Annotated in this window: 9 protein-coding genes and 1 other RNA gene; 2 read left to right on the top strand and 8 right to left on the bottom strand. The window is 42.2% G+C overall.

Features of this window, described 5'->3' with window-relative positions:
• Positions 1-281: 281 nt before the first annotated feature.
• Entirely contained in the window at positions 282-1481 is a 1200-nt protein-coding gene (locus MSC25_RS15155) for an alpha/beta hydrolase-fold protein (protein ID WP_248443874.1), read from the top strand.
• A 296-nt stretch (positions 1482-1777) separates the two neighbouring features.
• Here the strand turns inward: MSC25_RS15155 and MSC25_RS15150 are convergent, their stop codons facing one another.
• Genes MSC25_RS15150 through MSC25_RS15135 form a run of 4 tightly spaced genes read right to left on the bottom strand, consistent with a single transcriptional unit; the run spans position 1778 to position 6046 of the window.
• Entirely contained in the window at positions 1778-2944 is a 1167-nt protein-coding gene (locus tag MSC25_RS15150; protein WP_248443873.1) for an FAD-dependent monooxygenase, read from the bottom strand.
• Complete coding sequence (ubiH, locus tag MSC25_RS15145) at positions 2941-4128, bottom strand: 2-octaprenyl-6-methoxyphenyl hydroxylase (protein WP_248443872.1); 1188 nt, start codon at positions 4126-4128, stop codon at positions 2941-2943. The genes MSC25_RS15150 and ubiH overlap by 4 nt, the downstream gene beginning before the upstream one ends.
• Before the next feature lie 15 nt (positions 4129-4143).
• Positions 4144-5466 carry a Xaa-Pro aminopeptidase gene (pepP, locus tag MSC25_RS15140; protein ID WP_004589600.1) on the bottom strand — a complete coding sequence of 441 codons (1323 nt, stop codon included), beginning with the start codon at positions 5464-5466 and terminating at the stop codon, positions 4144-4146.
• 25 nt (positions 5467-5491) lie between these two features.
• Positions 5492-6046, bottom strand: a complete 555-nt coding sequence (locus tag MSC25_RS15135; RefSeq protein ID WP_004589599.1) for a UPF0149 family protein — start codon at positions 6044-6046, stop codon at positions 5492-5494.
• Between the two features lie 193 nt (positions 6047-6239).
• On the opposite strand from MSC25_RS15135, the gene ssrS reads away from it, so the two are divergent.
• A non-coding RNA gene (gene ssrS, locus MSC25_RS15130) (6S RNA) lies at positions 6240-6423 on the top strand.
• A gap of 128 nt (positions 6424-6551) precedes the next feature.
• On the opposite strand, the gene MSC25_RS15125 is transcribed toward ssrS, so the two are convergent.
• The 4 genes from MSC25_RS15125 to MSC25_RS15110 form a co-directional block, all read right to left on the bottom strand.
• Complete coding sequence (locus MSC25_RS15125; RefSeq protein ID WP_248443871.1) at positions 6552-9635, bottom strand: efflux RND transporter permease subunit; 3084 nt, start codon at positions 9633-9635, stop codon at positions 6552-6554.
• Complete coding sequence (locus MSC25_RS15120) at positions 9632-10948, bottom strand: efflux RND transporter periplasmic adaptor subunit (RefSeq protein WP_248443870.1); 1317 nt, start codon at positions 10946-10948, stop codon at positions 9632-9634. Before MSC25_RS15120 ends, MSC25_RS15125 begins: the two co-directional genes overlap by 4 nt.
• Complete coding sequence (locus tag MSC25_RS15115) at positions 10938-12353, bottom strand: TolC family protein (protein ID WP_248443869.1); 1416 nt, start codon at positions 12351-12353, stop codon at positions 10938-10940. Before MSC25_RS15115 ends, MSC25_RS15120 begins: the two co-directional genes overlap by 11 nt.
• Positions 12354-12575: 222 nt before the next feature.
• Positions 12576-13208 (bottom strand): antibiotic biosynthesis monooxygenase, encoded by a 633-nt coding sequence (locus tag MSC25_RS15110; protein ID WP_248443868.1) that lies wholly within the window; start codon positions 13206-13208, stop codon positions 12576-12578.
• Between the last annotated feature and the right edge of the window lie 375 nt (positions 13209-13583).

The raw sequence follows: 13583 nt of genomic DNA, 5'->3' as shown, positions 1-13583 counted from the left end.
CTATCAGCTATCAGCTATCAGCTATCAGCTATCAGCTATCAGCTATCAGCTATCAGCTATCAGCTATCAGCTATCAGGGTCATATTAATATGCATTCGCTTTACATCAACAAGCAGAATTACGATAAGTGCGTTGGGTTTGTGTGTAAACGCAAAGCTTGCTTGCGTAAAAAGCGCAGCTTTTAATTACTTACCCTCTCCATTTGCGCCTAAAATATAAACATTTACTCAAACCTAAAGCCGTGCAATTATTAAGCAACACATTATTTAATAAGGATATTTATGAAGCTCTTACTATCACTTGTATTTGCATTTGCTTTTAGTACCTCTTTTTTAAGCCACGCAGACACTGCTACAACCGAAATAACCGTTGGTAAAAAAGTCATTTTACAATCAAAAATACTTAACGAAGACAGGCCTATCAGAATTTTCATACCTGACACTGTAAAAGACGATCAGCCGCTTTATATTATTTATTTACTAGATGGTGTTGAGCACTTTCATACGGCGTCAGGTGTTATAAAATCCTTAGTTGATTACGAACAAATACCTAATGCCATGCTAGTTGGTATTGATACAACAAACCGCGTGCGTGATTACTTACCTAAAGTAGATGGTGAGCCGAAAACTGAGTTTCAAACCTTTGTAAAAAATAAATGGCCCGATGCTGGACAAACCGACAATTTTTTAAAGTTTGTGTCTGACGAGCTCATGCCCTACATAAATAGCAATTACTCAACTAACGGCTACAACACCTTAATTGGTCACTCTAATGCTGGTACATTAGCGCTTTACACTTTAGTTAATCAGCCTGAATTATTTAACAGCTACATAGCTATAAGCCCAAATAGTTGGTGGAGTGATGAAGAGTTAAAAAATAATATTGTTAAATACACTAAAAACCCTAAAGGCACTCAAGAGTTATTTATAAGTGTAGCGAGTGAAGGCGCACGTTTTTATACAGGCGCATTAAATACGTTAGTAAATTTAGAACAACAAATGCCCACACAGCTAAAATGGGAATATAAGCATTACCCTACTTTTACTCATATGGGCACTATACTGCCAGCCCTTAGCGATAGCCTAATTCACTTATTTAGTGACCTAATTTTTAAAGTGACTGACGAGCACGGAAAATTTGCCGATGTATCGCTTATTTCAGGTTACTACCAAGCACTGAGCGATAAGTACGGATTTGAGCTTAAAATTCCACAAGATGTGTACGTAGAGTTTTCCCACAGCCAGCAAAAGTTTGGTAACACTAAAAAAGCGATAACGACACTTAAACACTTTACTCGTGATTACCCTAATGCTGCTTACTCCCACATGCGATTGTCGCAAGGCTACACGGCTGACAAACAATTTAAAGAGGCTGTTACTAGCATGAAGCATGCACTAAAACTTGCTAAACAAAACTCGCGCGACCCACTGTTAATTGATGCACTACAAGATATGGTGAATGAAGCGCAAGCCAATTTGTAACTAATTTAACGCAAAGCGCTTTTTAACTAACGATAGTAATTACGAGCTATGCTCGTCGCGTCAGCAAGCTAAACGCCTACAGGTAAAATTAAGCTCAGTGTTAAACTTTGCATGTAGACGCTGAGCTTGCTCGCGTGAAAAGCACAGTTTTTAATCTGTTTAAAGCCACTTAAAAACAAAAAACCGATGTTTAACCTAAACATCGGTTTTTCTTTGCTGGAAGTTAACAGCTGAAAGCTAAAAACTAACCACTTTACTTTATCTGTTGGGTTTCGCTTCGCTCAACCCAACCTACGTTATTTGCCTATCGCTTCTTTGGCGAATAGGTGTTTTATTGGACCTAGGTTATCAACGAGTGACAGCCCGACTCCACGTATCAGCTTTTTAACCGGGTTGGCACCTTCAAATAACTCTTTAAGCCCTTGCATCATGGCTATGTGCTTTTGCGCGTCGAGCTTGCGGGTGCGCTCGTAATCGCGAAGTGTGCGGGTACTCGCAAACTCTTTACTATCACTTGTCAGTAGCTCAATTAAATACGCGGCGTCTTTTAGGCCAAGATTCATACCAAGCCCTGCAAGTGGGTGAATGGTGTGGGCTGCATCGCCCATTAATACCACTTTACCGCTTACCCATTGCTGGGCGTAGCGCATTTTAAGTGGAAATGCTGCGCGTTTACTTTGCACTTCACACAGCCCGCATTGGCCATCTATGGCTGCCATTACAGCTTTATTAAAAGTAGTGTCGTCCATTGCTAGCAATTCATCGCAATGATTAGGGCTGGTAGACCACACAATAGAATGGGTGTTGTCATCGCTAAGGGGTAAAAAAGCCAGTGGTCCAGTTGGTAAAAACACTTGGCGTGCGGTGTTTGCGTGTGGCTCTTTGGTTTTAACCGTAGCAACCAGTGCATGATGGTCGTAATCTTTAAAGCTTAGCGCCATATTAAATTGTTTACGAATAGCCGAATTTGCGCCATCGGCCGCCACCAGCAGCTTAGCAATAATAGGCTCACCGCTTTTAAGGGTTATAAATACATCAGACTCACTTTGGTGTATTTGTTGATACTCAGTATCAAACATCAACGTGGCACTTGGTTGTTGCTCTAGCTCTTTTATAAGTGCAAAACGAATAATATCGTTTTCAACTATATGGCCTAAGTGTTCAAGCTCAAGTTGCTCATTATTAAAGGTTATTTTACCAAAGCTGTCGGCATCGCGTACGTCCATATGCGTATATGCACACGCTCGCTCTGCCATTATGTGTGGCCATACGTTTAATTGCTCAAACAGGTTTTGGCTTGCAATACTCAGCGCACTTACCCGCAAGGCGTATTCATCACTTGGCGGTAATTGCTTTGGCGCGGCGTCTAGCACCACAACACTTACATTGGCTTTAGCGAGTCCTAACGCGAGGGTTAAGCCTACGCAGCCACCACCCACTATACAAACCTGTGCTTGCTTCATAAACGTGTACCTTGTTTAACTTGCCCCATTAGCTGCTTGGCCAAGGGTGCTTTTAATGCGGGAAATAAATCCATTGAGAAAAGCCCAATGCTGCGCCCAAGCGCTAATACCCGTGACGAGTTTGAAAAAAGCCTAACCAATGCATCGGTTAAACTCATTACGGTATTTATATCGCTGCTACGCTTTAGTGAATACTCACGGGTAAACGCATAACTGCCTAACTCGTTTTTACTTGTTGCAATTAAATTACTAAGTACTTGTACATCACGCAGGCCTAAATTAAAGCCCTGCCCTGCAATGGGGTGAATAGCATGAGCAGCGTTACCAATGACTACCGTACGATGCGCTGTTAATGATTCAGCTTGGCCATATACTAGCGGGTAGCTTGTGCGTGTGCCCACTTTTGTAAATTGCCCTGCCCGATAACCAAATGCACTTTGCAGCGCGTTTAAAAAATCATTTTCGTTTAAGGCTGTATGCTGCTCAACGTGCTGTTGCTTCATGCACCACACTAACGAATAACGGCTATTGCTCATTGGTAAAAGTGCCATCGGGCCGTGCTCGGTAAAGCGCTCATACGCATGGTTGTTATGCCCGCCTGCTACTTCAACATTGGCTATAATAGCGCCTTGCTCATAGGGCTGAGTATTAAAGCCTAAACCCAGTAAGTTACGGGTTGGAGATTGCGCACCATCGGCAATAACCAGTAGCTTAGTATTAAGTTGCTCGCCGCTTTGTAAAGTAACCTCATTACTGTTTAGGCTTTGCTTGATAGCGCTTACGCTATCGGGGCAATAAAGTGCAATACTCGCTTGCGTTAAACGCTGATACAGTGCGCGGCCAAACGGGTTTACCTCAACCACGTAGCCTAATGACGGTTTAGCAAACTCGTCGCAACTAATATGCGCTTTACCAAAGTGACCACGATCCGACACGCTTACTTTTTTTATTGCTGCTGTATATGGCGCACTTGGCTCAAATAAATTTAACTGCTGTAAATACTCAACCGACTGCTGTGCAAGGGCAATACTTCTGTCGTCAAAACTTGGGTGGTAATCGCCTGTTACTTGGTTTGCTTCTACTACCGCAATAGCGAGTGAAGGGTTTGTTTTAGCAATGCTTAGCGCACAACTTGCCCCTGCAAGACCGCCCCCAATAACAACGACATCAAACTGCTTAGCCACTTTATTTCTCCAAGCTTATGCGCTTTTTGCACTTTGCATAAGTGCTTCTATATCGTTTATGGTTTTAGGCACACTCAGGGTGAGGTTTTCATGCCCTGACTCAGTAATAAGTAAATTATCTTCGATACGAATACCAATGCCTTTATATTGCTGCGGTGCATTTGAATCTTCACTAATATAAAGCCCAGGCTCTATGGTTAACACCATGCCTGGCTCAAATGCGCGCTCAACGTTGTTTTGTTTGTAATCGCCTACATCGTGAACATCAAGGCCTAACCAGTGGCCAAGACCGTGCATGTAATATTCTTTACAGGCACCTTTTGCCATTAGCTCATCAAAGTCGCCGGTTAAAATACCTAAATCAAGTAATCCTTGAGTCATTACTTCCATTGCACGTTTATTGGCATGCGACATAAACCCGCCGGGTTTAACTTCTTCAAAAGCCACTTCTTGCGCTTTAAGTACAATGTTATAAAGCGCGGCTTGAGGTTCGCTAAACTTGCCATTAACCGGAAAAGTACGCGTGATATCGGCAGCGTAACCTTGTAACTCACACCCTGAGTCAATTAATACTAGGTCGCCATCTTTTAGCACATCGCTATTTTGCGTGTAGTGCAAAATATTAGCGTTATCGCCACTACCAACAATGGTGCCGTACGCAGGATGCGGGGCTCCGTTCATTGCATAATGATGATGCAGCTCTGCCTCTAGCTGAAACTCTGTAGCACCAGGGTGCGAATAACGCATTGCGCGCATATGCCCACGGGCACTTATTTCGCAGCCTTCACGCATAATGTTTACTTCGCTTGGCGATTTAAACAAGCGCATTTCGTGAATAAGACCACGCACATCTTTTATAGTGCTCGGTGCCTGATAGCCTTTTTTAGGCGCGCTGCGAAGTGTGTTTAACAAGGTAAATACTTTGGTATCAAAACTTGGGTAAGCGCCTTGTGCATAAAATAAAATCTGCTGACCGTTAACCAAATCTAATAATTGTTCAGTTAGCTCACTTAATGCGTAAGTTTCGTCGAATAAGTACTCATTTTTAGCTTTTTCGAAGCCAATTCTGCGGCCGTGCCAAATTTCGGCCAGTTTATCTTTATCAAGACAAAATAACGTACTTGGCGTATCGCTGTTATTGCACAGCACTAAAACGGCATCGGGTTCGTTAAAGCCGGTTAAGTAAAAAAAGTCGCTGTCTTGTCTAAATGCATATTCCGTATCGCGGCTACGAGTTACTTCACTGGCCGCAGGAATAATGGCCACACTATTTGCATCCATTTTCGCAAGTAAACGCTCACGGCGTGCTTTAAATTCTGACTTTTGTATTTCAACCATGCTTTAACAACCCGTTTTATTTAGATTAATGTAGTGTTTTTTTAGGTGCTTTTTCTTTGCCAAGCTCGGCAAAACAAAGCAATGCCGATACACGTACATATTCAATCACTTCATGCAGGGCTTGGCTGTCTTCTTCGGTTTCGTCAAACATGGTATCTAAGCGTGTAATTTCGCTAAAATCGCTAATAACTTCTTTTACATCTGCCGATAACTTACCGTAATCTTTTTGCTTTAAACCAAATCCAAGCATAAACCCTGCAACCCATGATACGAGGCCATTGGCTTGATCGATGAGTGTTTCATCATCGCTTGGTAAAAATAAATCGAACGCAAAAGCTTCATCGTTAAAACTTGCTACCACTTGCTTATAAATGGTGCCAAAAAACTGCTTTAGGTCGTTGCTAAACGCTTGGCCATCATTAAACACGTCGCTTAATAAGCCTAAGTATTCTTTGTCATCAATACTTAAACCACAGGCTAGTAATCCGCTAATTACGCCGTGCGCTTCTGCCGGTGAGACAAAAATTTCGTTTTTTTCTAAAAGCAGCTGGGCTTTTTGGTAATCTGGTAAGTCGCTCATGTTTATATCTTCGCTTTGCTAGTTAAGGCAATGCTACCACTCGATAAAAAGCAACTCCAATTAATTGTATGATCCTGCTCAAAAAGTAGCATGATAAGTAAATAGCGAGTTACCAGCGGGCAAAAACTGCTCGAACGGTTCAATTTTTTACGTTTGGGGTTTAAGGAATGGATTATGTCTTATATACTGAACTTGTTCCCTGGGGTGCCGGAGTTTGGTTAAGTCCCTGAGCCGATAAATTTTATACCAGGATTTCTGTTCGTCTACTATTGTGCAAGCTCGGCATGTACCGAGAAGCCTACGGTAGACCGCAGCTTTCCGCCCTGAAACCTTCTGGTTTCAGGACTGACGCCGGACACCGCACGCTTGGGGAACACTTTTCTTACCTATCTTTTTGCTACTTTCCTGTTTTTAATACCGCTTATTACTCTATAAATTTTTAGCAAAAAAAAGCTGCAATTGATATTAATCAACCACAGCTTAGTCCTAGAACACATTTCGTTATTTATCTAAACCAGCTTTGAAAACGCTCCATCAGCATATAGTTTACTGGCACTAATATAAGCGTAATAAACGTAGCAAACACAATACCAAAGCCAAGGCTTACTGCCATTGGAATTAAAAACTGTGCTTGTGTCGCCTTTTCAAATAGTAGCGGCATTAAACCAATAAAGGTGGTTAAACTTGTTAGCATTACTGGGCGAAAACGTGCAGCCCCTGCAAGTTTAACCGCATCAATAATCTTGCCGCCTTCACTGCGTTTTTTATTAATAAAGTCAACCAACACAAGTGAATCGTTAACCACCACCCCAATAAGTGCCAACATACCAAGTAAGCTCATAATGGTTAACTCCATCCCCATAACCCAGTGCCCTATTACAGCGCCTATCATGCCAAACGGAATAACGCTCATTACAATAATTGGCTGCATGTACGATTTAAGCGGTATCGCTAATAGTGAGTAAATAATAAAAAATACAAATAACAATGCCCAAGCGAGCGAGCCAAACGACTCTCTTTGCTCTTTAGCTTCACCTTCTAGCTTGTAATCAACACCTGGGTATTGCTGCATTAATTCATCTAAATACTCAGTTAGGTCGGCTTGCAGCGCGGTCATGTTGGTATTGCTTTTTTCTATGTCGGCAGTCACGTTAAGTGTGCGGTAGCGGTCTATTCGGTTAATCGTAGATGGGCTTTGCCCTGCAATTAATGTGGCTACATGCGAAAGTGGCACCGAGCCGCCCGTAGGCGTAGTAATAAGTATATTTTGTAAGTCGGCTACAGAGCGGCGCTCTTCAATAGGTAGGCGTACCATAACGCGCACGTCGTCACGCCCGCGCTGAATACGCTGCACCTGCGAGCCAAAAAACGAGTTACGTACTTGGTTTGCTACATCAACTCGGTTTAAGCCCAAAGCAAAGCCTTGCTCGGTAAGCTCTATTTGCAACTCTTCTTTACCATCAGACATGCTATCAGCAATATCAAATACGGTTGGGTAAGTACTTAAGCGCGCTTTAACGCTTTCGGCAATTTTTTGTAACGTATCGAGCGATGTACCACTTAGCTGCACATCTATAGGGTCTGAGCTGCGTCCTATTTCGGCCCTAAAGGTTACGCTTTCGGCGCCAGGAATAATCCCTATTAAATCGCGCCACTCACTTACCAGCTCACGTGAGCCAATGTCTGAGTCGCGGCTCTCTGCAGGAGTTATTTCAAAGCGCACACTGCCTGAGTTAGACACGCCACCACGTCCGCCGGTTGAGGCTAAAATATTTAATATAACGCTTTCGCCGGTATCTTCATCGCGGTATTTGTCTTGCAATAACTGCGCTTTTTGCGACATATCCATTACATACTTATTGGTAACTTCAAACGGCGTGCCTGTTGGCAAGGTTAATGTTACTCGTACGGTTTCGCTTGGGATACGCGGAAAAAATACAAACTTAGTCCAACCACTGGTTATTAAAGTTAAAATTATAAAAAACACGCCAACAAATAAACTCACCGTCGCTAATTTATAGCGCAATGCTTTAGCTAAAATAGGCTGATAGTATTTTAAAATAGCGCTTTCAAATCCGTCTGCAAAACGCTGCTGAAGTACTTCAAGCTTTGATGATTTTGTTTTTTGATTACGTAGTTTTATGTACTTTAAATGAGCTGGCAGCACAAACTTAGACTCAATTAATGAGAACAGTAATACCGGAATAACCACCACCGGAATTTGTGCAAACAAGGCGCCCCGTGCGCCTTCAATAAACGCTAAAGGTAAAAAGGCCGCTACGGTTGTTAGTACCCCAAAGGTAACTGGTGTTGCAACTTCTTGCGTGCCTAAAATGGCAGCTTGTTCGCCCGACTCTGCGGTTTTTAAATGAGTATAAACGTTCTCCCCCGTTACTATGGCGTCATCCACCACAATACCCAGTACTAAAATAAAGCCAAATAAGCTCATAATATTAAGGGTTACACCAAAAATAGGCATCGCAATAAATGCACCCATAAACGAAACAGGAATACCAATAAACACCCAAAATGCGATGGCTGGGCGTAAAAATAGAGTGAGCAAAGCCAATACTAAAATGCCCCCTTGAAGGGCGCTGCTGGTTAGCGTAGCAATACGGCTTTTTACAACTTGAGAGTCGTCATCCCAGTAACTTAATTCAAAACCTTGTGGTAACGAGCTTTGCTTGGACTCTATGTAGTTTTTTACATCATCTGCGACATCTATCGCACTTTGCGGCCCTATGCGGTATACATCTATAAAGGCGGCTTGTTTACCATTAAAGCGTGTACGTACTGGGGTCTCTTCAAAGTCATCATTAATGTTTGCTATATCACCTAAGCGTATTACTGTACCGTCGCTTTGATTTTTAACTACAATGTTTGCAAATTCATCTTTTCGGTAAGCTTGCCCTTTTGAGCTTATAAGTACATCGCCCCCTTCTGTTTTTAAATTACCAGCCGAAATATCAGAGCTCGACTTAGCCACAGCGGTAGATATTTGCGCAAGGGTTAAATTGTATTGGCGAAGTGTATCTTGGCTTACTTCTATGGCGAGCTCGTAATCGCGTACACCACTTAGTTCAACCTGCGTTACATTAGGAAGGCGTAAAATATCGTCGCGTACTTGCTCGGCGTATTCTAAGGTTTCTTTTTCACCGTAATCGCTCGCTACGGTAACAGCTATTACTTCGCGTCTTCGCTCGGCAAGCGCCACAATAGGCTTTTCAGCATCGGCCGGAAAAGTGTTTATAGCATCTACACGGCTTTTTATATCGGCTAATAACTCGCGCGGGTCGTAGCCACTTTCTACTTCTATGGTTACCGACGCAGAGCCCTCTGATGAGCGGCTAGAAATTTGCTCTATACCTTCTAAATCTTGAACGGCTTCTTCTATTCGAATGGTAACCCCTTGCTCTACATCCTCAGGGGTTGAGCCGCGCAAAGTAACGCTTACACTTATGCGATCTGTTTCAAACGATGGAAACACCTCAAGCGGTATTTGACTCGATAAACTAAATAAACCCGATAGCAGTAACGTAATAAGCAATAAATTGGCTGCTACATGGTTTTTTGTAAACCAAGCGATCATGGCTTATCTCCTTGTGCAGCGCGGCGTTTTTGTATTAGCTCTTCAACACTAATTCCCATTTCTTGCGCTTTTTTTTCTAGCTGCTCACGCGATGGACGCTTACCTTTGCCTGCGCCATTTGGGCCTTTTGCTCGCATATTTTGCGTATCGGTTTCGCCTAAAATGCTTACTGCTGTGCCTGAACTTACTTGCCCAAGCGGTGTAATTACTAACTTATCGCCTGCCTTGAGGCCTGTTTTTACCATAGCTTGTGTAGCATTTTGCCATGCAAGCGTAATATTTTTACGCTTTAGCAGCCCCTCTTCAACCACATACACGTAGCTGCCTTGGTAAATAGTACTATTAGGGATTATTAACGCATCAGGCACTGTTTTACCGCTAATTTGCGCAGTAATGTATTGCCCAATTTTAATTGGGTATTGGTTATTAGCCGTGGCTTTGTAAGGGTCATTTATTTGCGCAACAATATACAATTGCTGTGCGCCTTCATCGATAGCGCCTTCAGTGCGTATTATTTGCCCTTGCCATGTTTGCTCGCCCACTAAGTCAGATTTAAACTTAACGAGTGAGCCGGCTTGGTTTTTACTGCCATCTCTGTATTGCTCTGGCAAACTAATATACGAGAGGTCCTTATTTTTAATTGGTAAGCGCACTTCAACGCTGTCTATGGCATAAATAGTTGCAAGTTCTGTGTTTTCGCTTACCACTTGGCCAAGGTCTACATTACGACTAAGCACACGCCCAGCGTAAGGCGCAGTAATTTGGGTGCGCTCTAAATCAAGCTGTGCTTTTTCAAGTGCGGCTTGTGCTGAAAGTACTTGTGCTTGTGCAGCCGCTAGTTGGGGCTCGCGAAGTACTAAGCTGCTCGCTTGCGATGAGCCACCTAAACGCTTCCAATCAGTAATTGCTTGTTGGCCGCGGGCTTTTTCTTCTAACAAACTTTGCTCTGCAGTAAGTAATGCTGCCTGCGCCGATTTAACCTCAGCCTGATGATCTCTATCGTCAAGCTGTAGCAGTACATCGCCTTTTTCAAAAAAACCGCCCTCTCTAAAATCATCACTTACTTTATTAATTTGCCCAGATGCTTGAGCAACTAACAAACTTTGAGTACGCGGCTTTACCGTGCCATAGCTATCAATAAAAATTAAGTAATCTTGTGGCTCAATCTTTTTTACCGATACGCTCACCGTGGCTTTAGGAGGTGAGCCAAAACGTTTTGCTTCAGGTGGATTACCCTTAATAAACATAACAATTAAAATGGTGGCCACCACCACTACGGCTGGGATTAAAAGTTTTGCTGATTTAGTTTTCATCGTTATTGCTCTTAGGTTCGCTTGTTGGGGCGTTAAAATCGCCGCCAAGGGCAACGTATAGGTTTATTCGGTTAGCAATTAGCTGGTTTTTTGTTTCAATGAGTGAGCTTTGCGCATCAAAAGAGCGCGACTGGGCATCAAGCACAGTAGTGTAAGTTACTAAGCCGCTTTGGTACTGCTCAAACGACAGTTGCTCTGCTGCAAGGGCGTTTTCTTGTGCCTCTAACGTGCTTTTATAACTGGCTTGCAAGGATTGCTGCTGAGTAATTGCGTTTTCAACATCACTGAATACATCGTACAAGGTATCTAAATATGCTTGTTCTTGTTTTTGTGCATTTAAGCGTGCTATTTCTTCATTTGCTTTTAGCTGGCCACCATTGAATATTGGCGCAGAAATACTGCCTAATAAAGACCACGCTAAGCTTGATGGCGAGAATAAATCGCTCACTCTATCGGTGCTATCACTCACGCTTGCTGATAAATTTAAACTAGGGAAACGCTGTTTATGTGCATAGGCTAGGCCTGCATCGCTTGCTAATAACTGGTACCAGCTTGCGCGCAATTGAGGCTTGCGTGTAATTAGCTCAGAGGGAATACCGGTATTAATTGGCGAAAGAAAAACAGGCAGTTCAATCTCTGCTGATATATCGCCTTTGGGGTAGCCGCCTAATAAGCGCTCTAAAGAACGCGACGCGCTTACAAGCGTGGCTTGTTGATTAGCAATACGAGTACGCTCGTTATTAAGCTCATTACGGGCTAAATATACATCGAGTGCTTCATTAATACCTTGGCGGTAGCCTGATTCAATAATATCTAAGTTTTGCTGTGCGTTTTCTTCTCGGCGTTTATATAAATCGAGTAACTGCTGGGCGGTTACTAAATCAAACCAGCCGGTGACAACATCGGCCACCAATTGCTGCTTAGCTTGCTCAAAACTAGCTTGTTGCGCTAAGTAGTTTAGGTTGGCTTGGCGTTTAGCATCAGATAACTTACCCCACACATCTACTTCATAGCTTAGCTCTAAAGTGACAGAGCTGGCATTATCATAACTTACAGGTCTATTGTCTTTACTGCGCCTAGTTTGCGCAGATAAATCAAGATCGGGCCAAAGCGCAGAGCCTGAAATTACTAATTGCTGCTTTTGTATTTGTACATCGTAGGCACTTTGCAACAAGGCCTGATTATTATTAAGTGCCTTATTAACAAGATTTTCAATGTAAGGGTTTTCTAAGGTTTGCAGCCATTGCTGATCTACTGCAAGTGCATTTTGTGCTAAACCATGTTGCCATGTCGCTGCAATGTCGCTGGGTGCTTGCTCGCGCTGCTGAGGGTTTAGCGTACCCGCACAACCGCTCAACAATACCAAGCTAAGAGCCAATAAAGTTGGCTTAGTTTGCCAAATCATAGTTAACCTAAATTACTGCCATTTATGAATGTAATTCAAGCACTTTGGCAAATTTTGCTCAACTTACTTTACATAACATTACATACGTTGCGATGAATTAACATAATAGTCAGTTATTATAAAAACCGGCAGGGAATTTGGAGGGTATTTATACAAAAAAGCAAATAGCGTGTAATACACTATTTGCTAAATGGGATAAGTAATGTTGTTAAACACAAACCTTTAAATTTCTTTAACGAAGCTCATATATTGCTGCATATCGCCAACAACTGCTTGCGCTAATAATTCGCTTGTTTTTACTGCGTACGGCTGTTTAAAGTGAATATCCCACAACGCAGATTCACTGCGCCAATGTTCATAAACAACTAATGTATCGTCGTTATTTTCAATACTATATAAATCAAACACTAAGCTACCAGGCTCCTGGCTGCGCGTTTGCGTTACATGAGTTGCGAAACGCTCAATGACTTTATTTTTAAAACTTGGCTTAATCTTAAAAATAAAAAACACAATACATATATCATCTTCAGGGTTAACAACTTTTGTATAACGCTCATGCAGCGGAGCTGGCACTGTATTTTCTAATAACATGACCTGTGGCGCCGATTGGCTGATTTCAGGCAGCGCATTTAATAACGTTTGTGTGTAATCTTGTGCGCCATGGTAATCAACTGCATTTTGATCTTCAAAACGCTCATAAGCAAAAAAGACGCCTGGCTCGTTTTTATCCTGATATAAACGCATCTCTATAAGACCTGTTTCGGCTTTAGCGCCTTGCTTGTCTTCTTCTAGTAGCGCTTTAAATTGTGCGATGTGCTCGTCTTTAATATCAAACTTAACAATTTGCGTGATCATAATTAGCTCCAGCTTTAAATTACTTATACCAATACGCTTAATTAAGTGATCTATTTTGAGGCTTGAAAAACATGTTGATAGCTAGGCAAAAAAGCCGTTATTTAGTTGTTCTAAATAAGAATTTTTAACGCCGGTAGCGACACGTTTAGCCCCGCAAAATGATTAAGTATTACTGCGGATTGGCATTATTAAGGCTAAAGGTACCCTGCACTTTATTACTTAAATCAATCATATTGAGTGAGTAAATGGAGTGAGTAATAACAGCACCTAACCTTTTGATGAGGTAATTATGCGCATGCAAACAAGGGAGAAAAAGAGAGGATATACCCAATTAATATGGACTGTTTTGTCCATAATAAATTTTAAGCAAAAAAA

This window comes from Pseudoalteromonas sp. 1CM17D, assembly GCF_023161805.1.
GTDB lineage: Bacteria > Pseudomonadota > Gammaproteobacteria > Enterobacterales > Alteromonadaceae > Pseudoalteromonas > Pseudoalteromonas atlantica.
This window is presented reverse-complemented; position numbering and strand designations above follow the sequence as displayed.